A 17,481-nucleotide genomic window follows, 5' to 3' on the forward strand; every position below is an offset into this window, starting at 1 on the left:
CAGGGACCCGATCGCGTCGAAGACCTCGTAGAAGGCCTCCTTCATTACCTGTCGTTCTGCTCTGGTCGGCATCGTGGCCGTACCCCCATGTGGTGAGGGGTGTTGCAACGACCACGTGAACCCGCCCATCCGGTCCAATCTGAGATAAACGGCCCAATGATTTACGCGCGCACCCCGCCCGCCCGCAACCCCCGCGCACCATGGTGACCTCAACCACATCATCGCTATAGTGGGAACGATCCCATAGCGAGAGGCGGACAAGCATGACGAACGCGAACATCGACTTCCCCGGCGAGGCCCAGGCCATTTCGGCCGATCTGGTGGACCTGCGGCGTAGACTGCACCGGATCCCCGAACTGGGCAACGATCTGCCGAACACTCAGGCCATGGTGCTCGAGGCCCTGGCCGGCCTGCCGCTGGAGATCACCACGGGTGAGTCCTTGAGTTCGATCGCGGCGGTCCTGCGCGGCGGGCTGCCCGGCCCCACCGTGTTGCTGCGCGGGGACATGGACGGACTGCCCGTGATCGAGGACACCGGTCTTGACTTCGCCTCGACCAATGGGAACATGCACGCCTGCGGCCACGACCTGCACACCGCCGGTCTGGTGGGAGCGGCCCGGCTGCTGGCGGCCCACCGCGATCAGCTGCGCGGCACCGTGGTCTTCATGTTCCAACCCGGTGAGGAGGGCCCTGGTGGCGCGCTGCCGATGCTCGAGGAGGGACTCCTCGACGTGGCGGGCACCCCGGTCGACGCGGCCTTCGGGCTCCACGTCCAGGCGCGGCTGAACACGCCCGGCACCTTCGAAACGCGTGGGAACACGATGCTGGCCAGTTCCAATCAACTGTTCGTGACCTTCCACGGGGTCGCCGGCCACGGCTCCACCCCGTCGACGGCGATCGACCCGATCGCCCCACTGCTGGAGTTCGGCCAGGCCCTGCAGACCATGATCACCCGGCGCTTCAGTGTCTTCGATCCGGTCGTGGCCACGGTGACGAACCTGCGCGGGGGAGAGGCGACGAACACCATCCCCGCCGAGGCCTTCCTGGGCGCGACCGTGCGCACCCTGTCCAAGGAGAACACGGAGAGGTTCGGCCGGCTGGCCACGGACTTGGCGAACTCGATCGCCGCCGGCCACGGGTGCACAGCCGAGGTCGAGTGGGTCAACAAGTATCCGCCGACGGTCAACGATCCGGCCTGCGCGCAGTTGGCGCTGCGCACGATCGAGCGCACCTTCGGCGCCGCCCGCGCGCAGAACATGTCCGACCCCGGCATGGGCTCGGAGGACTTCTCCTATGTGCTCGAACGGGTGCCGGGCGCCTACCTCTTCTACTACATCACCCCGGCGGACCTGGACCCGGCGACGGCGGCGACCAACCACTCGCCGCAGGCCCGCTTCGATGACGGCTTCCTGTCCGACGGCGCAGCTGCCCTGGCTGCGCTGGCCTGGGATTACGCGGCCGAGGCCACCGCCGGCTGAGCCGGATTCCTCCGTTCGCGCCGGGGTTACCCGGCCCGCCCGTGTGGGCGATGTGGTCGGCAGGCGATTTGGTCCGAAGAATCGCCAAATTCTCAGACCAAATCGCCTGCTGTGTCTGTGGGCATGGTTCGGGGTGGGGTTGGTGGGCCCTGCCTCTTGACTCGCCTATGACTCAGCGCACATAATCAAGTGTGGGAACGTTCCCAAACGGGATTCCCGCCAGAATCACCACACCCACCAGAAAGGCGGAACCGGCGTGAGCCTACGCATCGGCGTCGACACCGGCGGAACATTCACGGACGTCTGCGTCTTCGACGACGCGACCGGGAGCCTGCACGTGCGCAAGGTCTCCAGCACGCCGGCCGACCCCGGCCAGGCGATCCTCACGGGGGTCGGCGAACTCCTCGGCCGGCTGGGGCGCGACATCGGCGAGGTCGACTACTTCGCCCACGGCACCACGGTGGGGACCAACGCCCTGCTGACCGGGCGCGGCGTGCCCACCGGCTTGATCACCACGCGCGGATTCCGCGATCTGCTGGAGCTGGGCCGCGGTCGGCGCCCCGATATGTATGATCCGCAGGCGGACAAGCCCGAGCCCTTCGTCCCGCGCGAATCCCGGCTGGAGGTCACCGAACGCGTCCGCCACACCGGCGCCGTCGAAATCCCCTTGGACGAATCAGAGGTCCGCGCGGCCGTGGCCACCCTGCGCGACCAGGGTGTCAAGGCGATCGCCGTGTGCCTGCTCTACAGCTACCTGGTACCGGACCACGAGCGCCGGATCGGTCAGATCATCGCCGAGGAATTCCCCGACTGCTACGTCTCCCTGTCATCGGATGTGCTCCCGGAGTTCCGCGAATACGAACGCCTGTCGACCGTGGTCACGAACGCCTATGTGGGTCCGGTCGTCCACGACTACCTGGTCCGCCTGCGCACCACCCTGGCCTCGGCCGGGCTGGCGGCCACCCCGCACGTGACGCAGAGCAATGGCGGGGTCATCCCCTTCACCACTGCCGAGGACCTGCCCGTGCGCCTGGTCCTCTCCGGGCCCAGCACGGGTGTGGTGGGCGCCGCGCAGATCTGCCTGGCCGCCGGCCATCCGGACATCATCACCTTTGATATGGGCGGGACCTCATCGGACATCTCGCTCGTCCAGAACGGCGAACCCAAGCTGACCGCCGGGATGGAACTGGACGGCCGGCCGATCCGTTCGCCCATGCTCGACATCCACACGGTGGGTGCAGGCGGCGGCTCGCTGGCCTGGATCGACTCCGGCGGCCACCTGCGCGTCGGCCCGCAGTCAGCCGGCGCGGACCCGGGCCCGGCCTGCTACGGAAAGGGGCTCGAGCCGTCGGTGACCGATGCGAACGTCGTCCTCGGCGCCCTGGATCCCGAATACCTGCTCGGCGGGCAGATGAAGATCGACGCGGGCGCGGCCGCCGCGGCCGTGGACCGGGTGGCCGGCCCTCTGGGCCTGTCGACCGCCGAGGCCGCACTCGGCATCCTGCGGGTGGTCACCGCGAACATGGCCAGGGCGATCCGCGTGGTCAGCGTGCGCCGCGGCTACGATCCGCGCGACTACGCGCTGGTCCCGTTCGGTGGCGCAGGTCCCCTGCACGCCTCGCGGCTGGCCCGGGAACTGGGCATGCGCACGATCGTCGTGCCCGAGGTCCCCGGCGCCCAGTCGGCCATGGGCCTGCTCATGACCGACGTCCGCACCGACTTCATGCGCACCGTCATCACCCCGGTCGACCCTTCCGATCCGGCCTCGGCCAGTCGGATCGCCGCGGCCTTCGCCGGCCTCGAATCGCAGGCCGAGGACTGGTTCGACTCCCAGCAGGTGCCTGGGGCCGGCCGGACCCTGGTGCGCCGCGCGGAGCTGCGCTACCGCGGCCAGAACTTCGAACTGCCGGTCGAGGTCCCCGCCGGCCGGATCAGCGCCGAGTTGCTCGGCGAGCTGGTGGTGGCCTTCGGCGCCGCACACGAACGCGTCTACGGCTATGTGGATGAGGAGTCGCCGATCGAGGCGGTCACCTTCCGCGTCCAGGCCAGTGGCGCCGCCCCCAAGGTGGAGGTCGCCTCGGCCGGTGCCGAGGCCCCCGCCGGTGCCGCAGAGCCCGCCGACGCTGCGACCTCTGCAGCCCCTGTGAACGCCGCGAAGCCAGCAGGGACCTCGGCTGCGGAGGGTGCACGGACCGGGAGCCGGCGGCTGTATACGGGCGGCGGGGTCTACCGGGAGGCCGGCCTGTACGACCGCTCCCGGCTGCGCCCGGGCGACGTGGTGACCGGCCCCGCGATCATCGATCAGATGGACACGACCACCGTCCTGCTGCCCGGCGACACCTGCACCGTGGACGCTCGGCGCAACCTGGTGATCTCGATTGGAGACGAATCCGATGACTGAACAGAAGACCTCGGCCACCCCCACCCTCGACCCCGTGCTGGTGGAGGTGATCGGATCCGCCCTGGCGACGATCGTCGAGGAGATGAGCGAGACCCTGGTCAAGGCCGCCTTCTCGCCGAACATCAAGGAACGCAGGGACTGCACGGCCTCGCTGTTCGACGCCGAGGGCAATGCGATCGCGCAGGACGAGGGCGGCTCGCCTTTGCACCTGGGATCGCTCATGGGCGTGGTCGCGGCGATCCGCGAGCGCCACCCGGCCGAGGCGATCGGACCCGGTGATGTGTTCATCGGCAACGACCCCTACACCGGCGGCGGTTCGCACCTGCCCGATATCGTCCTGGCGGTGCCGATCTTCATCGACGGCGTGCTCAGCGCCTGGGCCGCGACCCTGGCCCACCACGCCGACTTCGGCGACCGCGGGCACGCCCACATCTTCCAGGAGGCGATCCGGATCCCGCCGGTCCACCTGGTGCGGCAGGGCGTGCGACAGGACGAACTGCTGGACCTGATCCTGCTCAACTGCCAGATCCCGGCCGAGCGCCGCGCGGACCTGCGGGCCCAGGAGGCCGCCAACCGCGTGGCCATCACCCGCTATACGGAACTGTGTGAACGCTATGGACGCGATACGATGCGCGCGGCCGGCGATGAGCTGCTGGACTACACGGAGCGGCGCACCCGCGCTGCGATCGCGGCCTTCCCGGACGGCGAATACACGTTCACGGACTGCTTCGACTGCCCCGAACTCGACGATGAACTCACGCTCAAGGTGCGGATCGTGGTAGCCGGGGACACCATGCTCTTCGACTTCGCGGGCAATCCGCCGCAGGTCCGCGCCAGCGTCAATGTGGTGTGGACGGGGCTTTACGCATCGGTCTACTACACGGTCAAGACGCTCATCGATCCGGACATCGCGCCCAACGCCGGGCTGTACCGGCCGATCACCATCGAGGCCGAGGACGGTTCGATCCTGAACTGCCGGGCGCCGGCGGCCGTCAACGGCCGCAGCGAGACCAGTCAGCGGATCGTCGACCTGATCCAGGGGGCGCTCGCCCCGGCCGTTCCCACCCGGGTCACAGGCGCCTCGAACGGCGCGAACACCGGGGTGCACTTCTCCGGCTACGACCCCGTGCGCGGCCGCGACTTCGTCTACCTCGAGACGATCGGCGGCGGCTCGGGCGCGCGGTACAACAAGGACGGGCTCGACGGGGTGCAGGTGCACATGACGAACACCTCGAACCTGCCGGTGGAGTCCCTGGAAACCGAATACCCGTTGATGGTCCAGGCCTATGAGCTGATCGACGGCTCCGGCGGTGACGGCGAGTTCCGCGGCGGCATGGGCATCCGCCGGAAGGTGCGGGTGGAGGCCGAGGACGTGCACTTCTGGCTCGACACCTCCCGGCAGCGCTCGCAGCCCTGGGGCCTGTTCGGTGGGGGACCGGGGGCCTCGGCGCGGTGCGAGCTGAGCCCCGACGCGCCCCCGGTGGACCACGGGTACACCGTGCTCCAGCCCGGCCAGTGGGCCTCGATTGAGACGGCCGGCGCCGGCGGTTACGGGGATCCGGCGAACCGGTCCGCCGAGGCCAGGGTCGCCGACCGCGTCCGCGGCACGGCCGGGGACCCGGCCGCCGCGAACCCGGCGGAACGTGCCGATGCCCCTGCGGCGCAGTCCGAACAGACGAACGAGAGGACGAAGTGATGGCTTCGCAGTACTATCCGGCGGGCGCGCCCGCGGCCGTGATCGGCCCCAAGCCCCGGGTCGAGGGCGAACGCGGCCTGGTCGTGACCAGCCACCCGGCCGCGGCCCAGGCCGGCGCCGATGCGCTGGCGGCCGGCGGCAATGCGGTGGACGCCGTGCTGGCGGCGGCGGCCACCCAGCTCATCGTCGAACCGCATATGACCTCGCTGACCGGCGGGCTGAGCCTGCTGTCGCGCACGGTGGACGGCGAATCGACCTATCTCAACGGCAATGTGCACGCGCCGCTGGCGCCCTTGCCGGGCTTCGGCGGGAACGAGGATCTCAACGGCGGGCGCGGCAATCCCGTGCCCGGCTGGTGGCCGGCCTTCCGCGATGGGGCCGCCCGGCTGGGCCGGCTGGGCGCGGCGCGACTGCTGGCACCGGCCATCGCCTGTGCGCACGAGGGAGTGGAGGTCAATCCCTTCCTGTACGCGCTGATGTACGAATCGCAGGCCAATCTGGGCATCAACGCCGATATGCGCAAGGCGTTCTTCCCCTCGGGCAGCCTGCTGACCCCGGGCGAGACACTGGTGCAGCACCAGGCGGGGGCGACCCTGGAGCGCCTGGCGAACGAGGGCGACTCCTATTATCTGGGCGACTTCGCCCGTGCCGTGGTCGCAGAGAACCGGCGCGGCGGTGGGGTGATGGCGCGTGAGGACTTCGAGTCGGCCCAGCCGCAGTGGGACGATGCGGTCACCGGGACGTACCGGGGCCTGGACGTGCTGGGGTCTGCGCCGCCGGACGACGGCGGGCAGATGCTCGTGGAGGCGCTCGCGATGCTCGACCACGTGGACCTGGCCGCGATGGGCGCGCCGAGCGAGTCCTTCGAGACGCTCAAACTGCTGGTCCAGGTGCACAACGAGGTCTACTATTCGACCCCGCACCGCGGCCGGCCCTATGAGTCCGCCGAATACCTCGCTGGTCTGCGCGATCCCGGTTTCGCCGCCGCGCGCCTGGCCCGGGTCCGGACCCAGGGTGGGGTGCCCGGTCCCGCGGCGATGCCGGTGCCCGGCACGATCCACGTGTCCGCCGTCGACGCCGAGGGCAATGTGGCCAGTCTGACGCACTCGCATATGGCCTCGGCCTGGGTCAACGGGCTGTTCGCCGAGGGCTTCCAGCTGGCCGGCGGCGGCTCCTTCTTCCAGCGCGGGATGCCCGCGCCGGGGGAGAAGGCGATGGTCTACCTGGCCCCGCACGTGCTGTTGCGCGACGGGGTTCCGGTGGTCGTCGGCGGTTCGCCGTCCGTGTCGATCGTGGCGTGCGTGCTGCAGAACGTGGTCAACCTGGTGGACTTCGGGATGACGATCGAACAGTCGGTGGCGGCACCCCGGTTCGGCGCCCGGCCGCATGATCCGGCCTTCGGTTGGCGGCCCGGCGTGATGTTGGAATCCGGTTTCGCGCCGGATGTGCAGCGCGGCTTCGAGGACTGGACCTCGCAGGTGGGGCTGTGGTCGAAGCCGGCCGGTCCCTGGTACACGCTCATGGGCAATTACGAGGGCATCACGATCGATGCGCACGGCCGCGCTGCGGCCAGTGCCGACCCGCGCCGCGCGGGCGGTGCGGTGGCCGCCGACTGAGCGGGGACCTCGGGTGCGGTGTGTAATGTGCCGTGGCCGAGGTCCCGGAAGTCCGGGAGAGGTCCCGGAATTTCGGGTGCGGTGCGCGAGGCGCGGAAATTGTATTGACACCGTCTGTGATCCACAACATACTTGAACCGGCAGGTGGTTGGGAGCGTTCCCAATGATGGGGTGAGGGCCCCGCACTCCTGGACGGACTCTCGAAAGGAAGAGAGATGAAGAAGCGAATCCTGAGCATCGGGGCGGCGGTCGCCACGGCGGCGCTGGTGCTGGCCGGGTGCACCCCGAACAATGCCGGCGGAGGCTCCGCCGATGCCGCTGGCGGTGGCGAGGTCAAGGTCATGTGGAACCAGCCGTTCTACTCCTCGAACATCTGGTCGAGCGCGTCGACGGCGACCACGAATGCCAACACCGTGTACCTCATGAGCGACTCCTTCAAGTACTACGACAAGGACTTGAAGGTGGCCGACAACAAGTCCTTCGGCACCATGGAGAAGGTCTCCGACAAGCCGATGAAGGTCAAGTACACGATCGCGGACACCGCCACCTGGTCGGATGGCACTCCGTACACGGCGGCCGACCTGGTGTTGGGCTGGGGCGCGCGCAGCGGCAACTTCAACACGGGCGACCTGGAGAAGGCCCAGGACGACGAGGGAAACGTCAAGAAGCAGAAGGGCGAGAACGTCTTGTTCAACGCCTCGAGCTTCGGGCTGCGGAAGATCACGAAGTACCCGGAGGTCTCCGATGACCTCAAGAGCGTGACCTTCACCTACGATCAGCCCTTCGCCGACTGGGAGACGAACCTGTCACTGCAGGACTCCGGCCTGCCCGCGCACATCGTGGCGAAGAAGGCGCTGGGCATCGACGATGCCACCAAGGCCAATGATGCGATTCTGGGGGCGTTCAAGGACGACGACAAGACCTCCCTGGCCAAGGTCGCCAATGTCTGGAATACGGGTTTCAACTTCACCAAGATGCCCGAGGACAAGGACCTGCTGGTCAACACGGGCCCGTATCAGATGACGGACTACCAGGAGGGGCAGTTCCTCACCCTGGAGAAGCGCGATGATTACAAGGGCGAGCGGAATCCCAGCATCGACAAGGTCACCATCCGCTACAACTCGGACCCCAATGCGCAGGTGCAGGCGCTGCAGAACGGCGAAGCGGATCTGATCAATCCGCAGGCCACCGCCGACATCCTCAAGTCGATGCAGGCGATCGACGGAGTCAAGATCGATTCGAACTACGGCGACTCCTATGAGCGCCTGGATCTGGCGCAGAACAATGGGGGTGCCTTCGATCCGAAGACCTATGGTGGTGATGCGGAGAAGGCGCGCAAGGTCCGCGAGGCCTTCCTGCTGACGGTCCCGCGCGAGAAGATCGTCAGCGATATCGTCAAGCCGCTCAAGGACGACATCACCGTGCGCAACTCGTTCACCCAGGTGCCCGGTTCCCCGCACTACGACGAGGTCGTCAAGGCCTCGGGCTTCGATTCGGTGCTGGGCAAGCAGGACATCGACAAGGCCAAGCAGCTGCTGAAGGAAGCAGGGGTGTCGGGCAAGCCGAAGGTCCGATTCCTTTACGCCAAGGGCAACGAGCGGCGCGAGCAGATGTTCCAGCTGATCAAGGAGGCAGCGGATTCAGCCGGCTTCGACGTGCAGGCGAATGCGCAGGTGCAGTGGAGCGCGCTGCTGCCGGACACCAGTCAGTACGATGTCTCCACCGCGGGGTGGGGCAATGAGCACCTGGGCGTGACCCAGACCGTGCAGTTCTGGCGCTCCGGGGGCAACCACAACCACGGCGGATACAAGAACCCGGAGGTCGACAAGCTCTACGATCAGCTGCAGGGCGAGACCGATGAGTCCAAGCAGGTCGCGATCGAGGAGCAGATCGAGAAGAACATCGTCAACGATGCGGTGTCCCTGCCGATCTTCCAGTTCCCCGATATCGTGGGCGCGCGGAACACCGTTTCGGGGGTCGACGCGATCGCGGTGGCACCGAATATGTTCTGGAACTACTGGGAGTGGAAGCTGCAGTAACGGGGGAAACGGGGAATCGACACTCGATTCCGGCTTCTGACATCGACTGACCGGTTCATGTCGTTCGCACCGCCTGCGGACGACATGAACCGGTCAGTCGATTCACGCCTCGGCCAGCGAGTGTGCCGGGGGCCGTGCGGTGGAGCCCCGCACCATCAGCTGCGCCGCGAGCTCCGTGTGCTTTGCCCCCGCCCGGTCGCCGCGGATTCGGGCGATCAGCGCCGAGGCGGCCTGCTGTCCCAGCTGCACGTCCGGCTGGGCGATCACGCTGACCGCCGGGCGCACCATCGTGCACCAGTCCTGATCGTCGAAGGCCAGGAAGGACATATCGTCCGGGTAGGCGATGCCCGCGTCGATCAACGCCCGGTAGCCGGCCGTGGACATGAGCGAGTCCGTGCACAGCAGGGCCGTAGCCGAGGTGGCGGTGGGGGTGCCGTCGCTGCCGGCAGGGGCCGTGCCCGCGCTGCCCGCGTCGCGTGTGCCGGTGAGGAAGTCTCGGACGGCCTCCTGCGCTTCCTGCGGAGTGTAGGGGACCTCGACGACCAGCTCGGGATCCGGCTGCAGGCCGTGGGCCCGCAGCGCCCTGACGTAGCCCAGGAGGCGCAGCTCATCAGGGCGCAGGACCTCGTCGTCGAGGCGATCGGCCGGCGCGTCTGCCAGGATGCGCGGGATTCGGGTGGAATCGGAGACGACCACGGCGATGGCCCGGTGGCCCTGGTCCAGGAGGTGTTCGGTCGCCAGCGCTCCGGCCGCCGCATGGTCCAGCCCTACAACGTCGGCCCCCGGGGCTGCGGGAGTGGGACGGTCGAGCATGACCAGGGGGAAGCCCCGGTCGATCAGTCGGGCCAGGGGCGCTGAATGAGCGCGGTTGTGCGGGGCCAGGGCGATACCGGCCACGCGGTGTTCGATGAAGACCTCCAGGCTGCGGTCCTCGTCGGCGTCGGTGCGGTCGGTGTTGCCCAGCATGACCTCGAAGCCGGCGGCCCTGGCGGTGTCGGTGAAGCCGCGGACCACTGCGGCGAAGAAGGCGCTGGCGACGTCGGGGACCAGGATGCCGATGGTGTGCGAGGAGCCGGAGACCATGGCCTTGGCGATGGCATTGGGGGTGTAGCCCAGATCGGCCGCGGCCTTCTTGACCTTCTCGACGGCCTGGGCGCTGGCCGAGCCCTCGCCGGCCAGGACCCGGGCGGCGGTGGACTTCGAGACTCCGGCGGCGCGCGCCACATCGAACAGTGTGGTGCCGCGGGGTCGTATAGCCATCGTCGAGGTCCTTGTCCGTTGGGTGCGAGGGGCGCGGATCGTGCCATCCTCCCTCATCCTATGCGTCGCCGTGCCCGCAGAACGGCTGGTCTCGGCCACGCCATTTCCGTCGAGTAGCTAGAACGCGCCGGAGTCTCGCACGGAGAGTCGGTGTGTCCTAGTCACTCGACGAGGTGGTTGGCGAAGTGACAGGTAGGAAGTGGGCACTCGGCAGACAGTGGCTCTCCGCTATTCGACGGGGGTGATCCCCTCCGATTGATTGGACATTTCGGCTATCACCTCGCGGGTTGCGGAGATGAACTGCGGAATCATCGGGTGCGTGGTCTCCGCATGAGTGACCAGACATAGAGGCGTCGTGAACGCTTGGGTGAGTGGCCGATAGACAACTTTCTCGAACATGTGGCGGGTCGAGAGATACGGCATCAGAGTAACGCCGATGCCGGCGGCGATCGTTGACCAGGTGGAGAGGTCGTCGTGGGCGATGCTGCCTACCCTGGGGGTGAACCCTGAAGCCTCACATGCATCGATGATTGCATCGTAGTGACGCGATGATTCTCCCCGGGAGAAGAGGACGAAGGGCTCGTCGCTCATTGACGACAGGTCAATCGTGGAGTGCTCTGCCAGAGGATGGTCGGAAGGCAGAGCGGCGTACAGCCGTTCAGCGGCCAATTCCGTGCAGTGGAACTCAGGGCCCCACCGGGTCGTTCGGGTGAACGCGATTTCAGCACGTCCCGAGTTGATGGTGTCGGCTACGAGCCCTTCCGGCTCGGCAGCAAGTTGTATCGTGGCTGTGCCCTGGCGAATCCTGAATCGTCTGATCAAGTCTGGGACAAGGCCCGCGAAGACCGAGGGAATCCCGTTGACCCGCAGCGGGGCCGATGAGCTTCTCTCTGCCACGATCGTCTCGATCAAGGCTGCATGCTGGAGCAGTTTGCGGCCCTCTTCAAAGAAGACATAGCCAGTCGAAGTCAGGGTCGAGCTGCGCCGTACGCCCTTGACGAAAAGCGCCGCGTTGAGTTCAGTCTCCAGCTTGGTCAGCGTCTGGCTCAGCGCGGATTGAGACATCTCCAGTCGTTCCGCCGCATGTTTGAAACTGCCGGTCTCTGCCACCGCAACGAAACACCGGACGTCCCTGAGATCAAGAGTCATACACCTAGATTGGCACAAGACTTCCGGGTAGTACAGATTTCTCAAATTAACTATGTACAATCCACGAAGACTTCACTATGATGTGAAGCAACTCACACAAGATGGAGGCGAAATGCTCAAGAAGATCGCTGCCTTGACTGCAGCGCTGGCCCTTGCGACAGCGACCCTGACCGCCTGCGGATCGGACAAGGAGTCCGACACCGATGCGCTAGAACTCATTCAGCCCGGCACTCTGAAGGTCGGTGCGACCAGTGACAACAAGCCGTACTCGTACAACGAGAACGGCAAGTTCACCGGTTTTGAAGTGGAGATGGCTGAAGCCATCGCCGAAGAAGCCGGCCTGAAGATCGAGTTCACTCAGAAAGAGTTCGCAGCCCTGATCCCTGGCGTGGCCAGCGGTCAGACCGACGCCGTCGCAGCCTCAACCTCGATCACCGATGAGCGCAAGGCCATCGTCGACTTCACCTCGGTCTACTACATCGGGTACATCTCGATCCTGGCCAAGAAGGACAACGGGGTGACGGATGAACTGAGCTCAATGGAAGGCAAGAAGCTCGGCCTGATGCAGGGGTCCATGCAGGACAAGTACGCTCAGGATCGACTGAAGTCAACGGAGATCGTCCGCTATCCGGATTACAATGCCGCGGTTGCAGCTCTTAAGGCGGGCTCCATCGACGGGGTGTTCATCGATCTGCCGCCGGGTGGGGAATACGTCAAGCAGGATGATTCCCTTCATATGCCGATCAACATCGAACTGCCGGAGTACCCGGTGGCGATGCCCATCGGCAAGGACAAGCCCAACCTCAAGAAGGCCCTCGACGATGCAATCGACCGGGTGATCAAGTCGGGTAAGTGGTTGGAGATCGACAAGAAGTACTACCCGAATTCGCCGGTGAACAAGAAGTTCCTGCCCGAGGGTGTAACCGAGGATCCCTCGCCCGCAGCAACCAGCTGAGGTGTTCTGGCGCCCAGGCGAAGTCTGGGCGCCAGTGGGCGCTCGTCTCACTAGTGAAGATTATCTGAACTAGAGCTGTACAGTTCGCAAATGTGTTATTAATCTGTGAAGTGATTCACAATGGAGCGAACTGGAGACAAGATGTTCAAGAAAATCGCGGCTCTGACTGCTGCTCTGGCGCTGGCCGGAGCCACTCTCACGGCCTGCGGGTCCGACTCACAAGCCGATCCGAATGCCCTGGAGCTGTTGGAGCCAGGTGTTCTGAAGATCGGCACGACCAGCGACAACAAGCCGTACTCCTACAACGAGGATGGAAAGCTCACGGGCTTCGAGGTGGAGATGGCCACGGCCATCGCTGAGGAAGCCGGTCTGAAGCCGGAATTCACCCAGAAGGAGTTTGCGGCCCTGGTGCCGGGCGTGGCCAGTGGACAGTCGGACGTGGTGGCATCGTCGACTTCGATCACCGACGAGCGCAAGGCGATCGTCGACTTCACCTCGGTCTATTACATCGGGTACATCTCGATCTTGACCAAGAAGGGCAATGGGGTGACGGACAAGGTGAGTTCAATGGACGGCAAGAAGCTCGGCCTGATGCAGGGAACTCTGCAGGATAAGTATGCTCAGAGCCATATGAAGTCCACGGATCTCGTTCGCTATCCCGACTTCAACGCGGCGGTTGCAGCGCTCAAAGCAGGCTCGGTCGATGGTGTGTTCATCGACCTGCCACCGGGTGGAGAGTACGTCAAGCAGGACAGCTCACTGCACATGCCCATCAACATCGAGGTTCCCGAATACCCGGTTGCCATGCCGGTCGGTAAGGACAAGCCGAACCTGAAGAAGGCCCTGGACGATGCAATCGCACAGGTCATCAAGTCGGGGAAATGGATGGAAATCAATAAGAAGTACTACCCGACCTCCCCGGTGAACAAGAAGTTCCTGCCGGAAGGGCAGACGGCGGTGCCGAGCGCGGCGCCGACAAAGTAGGAAGACCACACAATGCTGGAGAACATACTCAACTCCTTCTTCAACCCGCAATTCCTTTTCATCGCCATTCCGGAGATGCTCACCTACGGCCTGTGGAATACCCTTCTGCTGGCCATCGGCGCAACCCTGGTCGGCCTTGTCCTCGGGTTGATACTGGCCGCAATGTCCGTGTCCAATATTTGGCCGCTGGTCTGGATCGCCAGGATCTACACGGACATCTTCCGAGGCCTCCCTGAGATCCTCACCATTTTGCTGATCGGCCAAGGTCTGGCTCCACTGTTCAACAAGGTGACGCATGGAAATCCCTACCCCTTGGCGATACTGGCCCTGTCTTTGATCTCGGCGGCCTACATCGGCGAGATCTTCCGGTCGGGTATCCAGAGTGTGGAGACGGGCCAGATGGAAGCCGGACGCGCCCTTGGTATGACCTTCGCCGCCAGTATGTTCAAGATCGTCATCCCACAGGGCATCAGGCGGGTTCTCCCTGCACTGGTCAACCAGTTCATTGCGATCATCAAGTCCTCCAGCCTCGTGTACTTCCTGGGCTTGGCAACGAGTCAGCGTGATCTCTTCAGGGTCGGGCAGGACGCAGCGGTGACCTATGCGAATCTGTCGCCCCTGGTGATGGCCGGAATCTTCTACCTCATCGTGACGATTCCGCTGACCTACCTTGTCAACTACCTGGACAAGCGCCTGCGCGAAGGCAAAAAGGCCAAAGAGGTCCAGGCGGCCAATGAAGCAATGGAGAAGGTGGAATCCATATGAGCACGGTCAATCATGAGCACGACCTGACAGTTGGCAAGAGCTCTAGTGTAGAGCTCCGAGGATTGCAGAAGTCCTTCGGCGACAACCATGTTCTCAAGGACATCAATTTCACGGTGCCGGCTGGAAGCACAGTGTGCGTCATCGGCCCTTCGGGTTCGGGTAAGTCCACAATGCTGCGCTGCATCAATCGCCTTGAGGAACCTTCGGGTGGTCAGGTGCTCATCGGTGATGAGGACATGGCAGGGGGAAATCCCGATCAGCTGCGTCGCCGAGTAGGTATGGTCTTCCAGCATTTCAACCTGTTCCCGCATATGACGATTCTCGAGAACATGGTGATGCCCCTGCGCAACGTCAAGAAGATCTCGAAGGCGGCTGCGGAGAAGGTTGCACTGGCCAGGTTGGCCGAAGTCGGCATGGACCATAAGCGTGACTTCCGGCCCGATGCCCTGTCGGGTGGACAGAAGCAGCGTGTTGCGATCGCCAGGGCCCTGGCAATGGGCCCGGAGGTCATGCTCTTCGACGAAGCGACCAGCGCGCTCGACCCGGAATTGGTCAAGGGCATTCTGGCGCTCATGGCCCAACTGGCCGAAGCCGGGATGACCCAGGTCATTGTCACTCACGAGATGGGCTTCGCCCGTTCGGCGGCCGACAAGGTCGTCTTCATGGCAGATGGCCACATCGTCGAGGAGGGACCGCCGGAGCAGGTTTTCGACAATCCGCAGAGTGATCGACTCAAGCAGTTCCTCGACCAGGTGCTCTGACCTATGGCCGGTGGCGGAAGAGTCGCAGTCATCGGGTGCGGAACTATGGGCACTTTTGCTGCTTGGGAACTTGCCCAGTCCGGGGCGGAAGTGACGGTGTTCGAGCGATTCGGCCTCGGCCATGAGTTCGGCGCGTATTCCGGAGAGACCAGAATATACCGGAGGAAGTACATAGAAGGTCCGGAATACGATGAACTCCTGGCGTATTCCGAGGACGTTTGGCTGAAGCTTGATGGTGAATCCGGGGGTCCGCTCTTTACCCGAACCGGGGTAATGTCCATCGGATCGGAGACCGGTCACGTCATCAGTAGCCTTGTGTCATCACAAGCTGCTCTGGGCTTCAGCCCCGAGTTGCAATCTGCCGATGAACTAGAAAGCCGAATGGCCGGTATCGCGATCGAATCCGACTATGTGGGAATCGAAGATGCTAGTGGCGGATTACTCCGGCCGGAGGCGATTCTTGCTCTGATGTGGCAGAAACTGGCAGCTGCGGGGGTCTCAGTCAGAGAATGGACGCCGGTCTCATCCCTTCGCACGGCCGACGACCACGTGGCCGTGGTCCTGCCCGACGGTAGTGAGGAAACCTTCGAAAAGGTAATCGTCACCGTCGGCGCGTGGAGTAACGACTTGTTGGGCGGTGTCATCCCTCGTATTGACGTGCAACGCCTAGCGGTGCACTGGTACCCGGTTCGACCCGGTTATGACATGTCAACCATTCCTGTGGCCGTCATCGATCGGGGGTTCGACTTCTGCGTCTGGCCAAGCATAGACGGGGTGAGCATCAAAGTCGGACTGAACCTCGGTGTCGACCGGCCGAAGGACTTGGCGAGCATCGATAAGACGATGCCGGCCGAACTCGTTCGGTTCGTGGACTCTCTGATCGCCGAGAACGTGCCGGGAGCCTATCCGCGGGCAATCCGGCAGGCGGTACAGCTTGAAGGGTGGAATCCCGATCAGCGGTTCACGATCGGAGCCTCGACATCGAGCCGGAGGATCGTCATCGGCGCGGGTTTCTCCGCCCATGGTTTCAAGATGGCTCCGGCTGTGGGCAAAGCGCTGGCCGAACTGGCTGTGGGGGAATCTTCGCAATTTGATTTGAGTCCCTTCAGCCCCAGCCGTTTTGCAGTGAACAGAACAATCGATGAATACGTGAATGGAGGTTTCGTTCGTGAATGACGCGGATGTGGCGGTACTCGGACTCGGTACTATGGGAAGCTTCGCCGCTTGGGAGCTGTCGAAGCGTGGTCAGAAGGTCATTGGATTCGAGCAATTCGCCCCGGGCCACGATCAGGCAGGAGCCGGTGGAGAATCCCGTCTGTTCCGCATGGCCTATGCGGAGGGCTCGGATTATGTACCTCTGTTGATGCGGGCCAAGGAGCAGTGGGAAGCGCTTAACGAGATCACCGGGTTGCCGATTGCGGTCTTCAACGGCGGGATCACGATAGGCGAGCCCGACGACCCATTCCTCGAAGCGGCCCGGCAGTCCCTGGCTCAGTTCGATCTGCCCTACACCATGCACAACGGTAGGCAAGCTGCCGACCTCTTTCCACAGCATCGGATTGCTGACCACGAGGTCGTCCTGCAGGACGACGCATCGGGCTTCCTCCGCCCGGAGGCCGCAGTCGCCCACGCAGCCAGGCAGGCTGCACTCGCCGGCGCGGAGCTCCACACCCATACTCGGGTCGAGTCCGTCGAGGTCGGAGATCATGGCGTTCGCATCATCACCTCCGATGGTGTGTACCGGGCCCGCCGACTCGTCCTGTCCGGGGGAGCCTGGAACTCGAAGCTGCTCCACGGTTTGACTCCGATGACGGAGGTCCACCGTATTGCAATGACCTGGTTCCCCATGCGCGAACCCGGTTTGTTCACCCCGGAGCACTTCCCGATTTTCGTCCGCACCTTCGACGGGGTGCATTTCTGCGGTTGGCCCATGGTTGACGGGACAAACCTCAAAGTAGCGCTTGCCGATGGCTGGGACCTGGTTCAGGACCCTGATCATCTTGACCGGACCATGCCGCAGGACCTCTTCGCGGAGATCAAACACGTAGTCGCGAAAACGATCCCCGGGGTCATCCCCGAGATGTCGAGAATCGGTGTGTACATGGACGCGTACACCGCCGATCAGCACGGGTATGTGGGCTGGCTGGTCCCTGACGTCGTCTACGGCATGGGCGGGTTCTCCGGCCATGGCTTCAAACTCGCTCCGGTGCTGGGAGAAGCGGCCGCACAGGAGATCGTAGACGGAGAGAGCAGACTGCCGATCGGATTCCTCTCGCCATCACGTTTCTCAACCTCATCGACGACCCGTGATCGATTGCCGGCCTTTCAACGGAGGATCGCCACGGCCAGCGCGGCCCCAGTCGTCTCAGTCTGAACA

The 17,481-nt window shown here is 64.7% G+C and carries 13 protein-coding genes; 11 read left to right on the forward strand and 2 right to left on the reverse strand.

The features are described 5' to 3' along the window. Positions 1-263 precede the first annotated feature (263 nt). The 5 genes from NQ038_RS14320 to NQ038_RS14340 all read left to right on the forward strand — a co-directional run bounded on the left by NQ038_RS14320 (position 264) and on the right by NQ038_RS14340 (position 9,230). On the forward strand, positions 264-1,478 hold the full coding sequence (locus NQ038_RS14320; protein ID WP_257062883.1) for a M20 family metallopeptidase: 1,215 nt from the start codon (positions 264-266) through the stop codon (positions 1,476-1,478). Between the two features lie 256 nt (positions 1,479-1,734). After that, positions 1,735-3,879: a hydantoinase/oxoprolinase family protein gene (locus tag NQ038_RS15705; RefSeq protein ID WP_257062884.1), complete on the forward strand. Its 2,145-nt coding sequence runs from the start codon at positions 1,735-1,737 to the stop codon at positions 3,877-3,879. Further along, positions 3,872-5,575 (forward strand): hydantoinase B/oxoprolinase family protein, encoded by a 1,704-nt coding sequence (locus tag NQ038_RS14330; protein ID WP_257049973.1) that lies wholly within the window; start codon positions 3,872-3,874, stop codon positions 5,573-5,575. Before NQ038_RS15705 ends, NQ038_RS14330 begins: the two co-directional genes overlap by 8 nt. Next, positions 5,575-7,191, forward strand: a complete 1,617-nt coding sequence (locus tag NQ038_RS14335) for a gamma-glutamyltransferase family protein (RefSeq protein ID WP_257049974.1) — start codon at positions 5,575-5,577, stop codon at positions 7,189-7,191. Before NQ038_RS14330 ends, NQ038_RS14335 begins: the two co-directional genes overlap by 1 nt. A 215-nt stretch (positions 7,192-7,406) precedes the next feature. Beyond that, positions 7,407-9,230, forward strand: coding sequence for an ABC transporter family substrate-binding protein (locus tag NQ038_RS14340; RefSeq protein WP_257058861.1), 1,824 nt, complete (start codon positions 7,407-7,409; stop codon positions 9,228-9,230). Positions 9,231-9,332: 102 nt separating this feature from the next. Here the strand turns inward: NQ038_RS14340 and NQ038_RS14345 are convergent, their stop codons facing one another. Continuing rightward, a complete protein-coding gene (locus tag NQ038_RS14345; RefSeq protein ID WP_257058859.1) occupies positions 9,333-10,490 on the reverse strand; it encodes a LacI family DNA-binding transcriptional regulator in 1,158 nt (385 codons plus the stop codon). A gap of 228 nt (positions 10,491-10,718) precedes the next feature. After that, positions 10,719-11,639: a LysR family transcriptional regulator gene (locus NQ038_RS14350; RefSeq protein WP_257062886.1), complete on the reverse strand. Its 921-nt coding sequence runs from the start codon at positions 11,637-11,639 to the stop codon at positions 10,719-10,721. A 112-nt stretch (positions 11,640-11,751) separates the two neighbouring features. Here NQ038_RS14350 and NQ038_RS14355 point away from each other — a divergent pair, with 112 nt between their 5' ends. The 6 genes from NQ038_RS14355 to solA all read left to right on the forward strand — a co-directional run bounded on the left by NQ038_RS14355 (position 11,752) and on the right by solA (position 17,478). Next, positions 11,752-12,594: an ABC transporter substrate-binding protein gene (locus tag NQ038_RS14355; protein WP_257062887.1), complete on the forward strand. Its 843-nt coding sequence runs from the start codon at positions 11,752-11,754 to the stop codon at positions 12,592-12,594. Positions 12,595-12,735: 141 nt separating this feature from the next. Next, a complete protein-coding gene (locus NQ038_RS14360; RefSeq protein WP_257062889.1) occupies positions 12,736-13,578 on the forward strand; it encodes an ABC transporter substrate-binding protein in 843 nt (280 codons plus the stop codon). 12 nt (positions 13,579-13,590) lie between these two features. After that, entirely contained in the window at positions 13,591-14,343 is a 753-nt protein-coding gene (locus NQ038_RS14365) for an amino acid ABC transporter permease (protein ID WP_257062891.1), read from the forward strand. Further along, complete coding sequence (locus NQ038_RS14370) at positions 14,340-15,104, forward strand: amino acid ABC transporter ATP-binding protein (protein WP_257062892.1); 765 nt, start codon at positions 14,340-14,342, stop codon at positions 15,102-15,104. The genes NQ038_RS14365 and NQ038_RS14370 overlap by 4 nt, the downstream gene beginning before the upstream one ends. Positions 15,105-15,107: 3 nt before the next feature. After that, positions 15,108-16,280, forward strand: a complete 1,173-nt coding sequence (locus tag NQ038_RS14375; RefSeq protein WP_257062893.1) for an FAD-dependent oxidoreductase — start codon at positions 15,108-15,110, stop codon at positions 16,278-16,280. Continuing rightward, positions 16,273-17,478, forward strand: coding sequence for an N-methyl-L-tryptophan oxidase (gene solA / locus NQ038_RS14380; protein ID WP_257062895.1), 1,206 nt, complete (start codon positions 16,273-16,275; stop codon positions 17,476-17,478). The genes NQ038_RS14375 and solA overlap by 8 nt, the downstream gene beginning before the upstream one ends. Positions 17,479-17,481: the final 3 nt, after the last annotated feature.

This window comes from Brevibacterium sp. 50QC2O2 (assembly GCF_024580675.1).
GTDB lineage: Bacteria > Actinomycetota > Actinomycetes > Actinomycetales > Brevibacteriaceae > Brevibacterium > Brevibacterium moorei.

Bases quoted from the DNA above. Each gene is read 5' to 3' on its own strand.
- NQ038_RS14320 (WP_257062883.1), top strand. From the start codon at position 264: ATGACGAACGCGAACATCGACTTCCCCGGCGAGGCCCAGGCCATTTCG.
- NQ038_RS14330 (WP_257049973.1), top strand. From the start codon at position 3,872: ATGACTGAACAGAAGACCTCGGCCACCCCCACCCTCGACCCCGTGCTG.
- NQ038_RS14335 (WP_257049974.1), top strand. From the start codon at position 5,575: ATGGCTTCGCAGTACTATCCGGCGGGCGCGCCCGCGGCCGTGATCGGC.
- NQ038_RS14340 (WP_257058861.1), top strand. From the start codon at position 7,407: ATGAAGAAGCGAATCCTGAGCATCGGGGCGGCGGTCGCCACGGCGGCG.
- NQ038_RS14345 (WP_257058859.1), bottom strand. From the start codon at position 10,490: ATGGCTATACGACCCCGCGGCACCACACTGTTCGATGTGGCGCGCGCC.
- NQ038_RS14350 (WP_257062886.1), bottom strand. From the start codon at position 11,639: ATGACTCTTGATCTCAGGGACGTCCGGTGTTTCGTTGCGGTGGCAGAG.
- NQ038_RS14355 (WP_257062887.1), top strand. From the start codon at position 11,752: ATGCTCAAGAAGATCGCTGCCTTGACTGCAGCGCTGGCCCTTGCGACA.
- NQ038_RS14360 (WP_257062889.1), top strand. From the start codon at position 12,736: ATGTTCAAGAAAATCGCGGCTCTGACTGCTGCTCTGGCGCTGGCCGGA.
- NQ038_RS14365 (WP_257062891.1), top strand. From the start codon at position 13,591: ATGCTGGAGAACATACTCAACTCCTTCTTCAACCCGCAATTCCTTTTC.
- NQ038_RS14370 (WP_257062892.1), top strand. From the start codon at position 14,340: ATGAGCACGGTCAATCATGAGCACGACCTGACAGTTGGCAAGAGCTCT.
- NQ038_RS14375 (WP_257062893.1), top strand. From the start codon at position 15,108: ATGGCCGGTGGCGGAAGAGTCGCAGTCATCGGGTGCGGAACTATGGGC.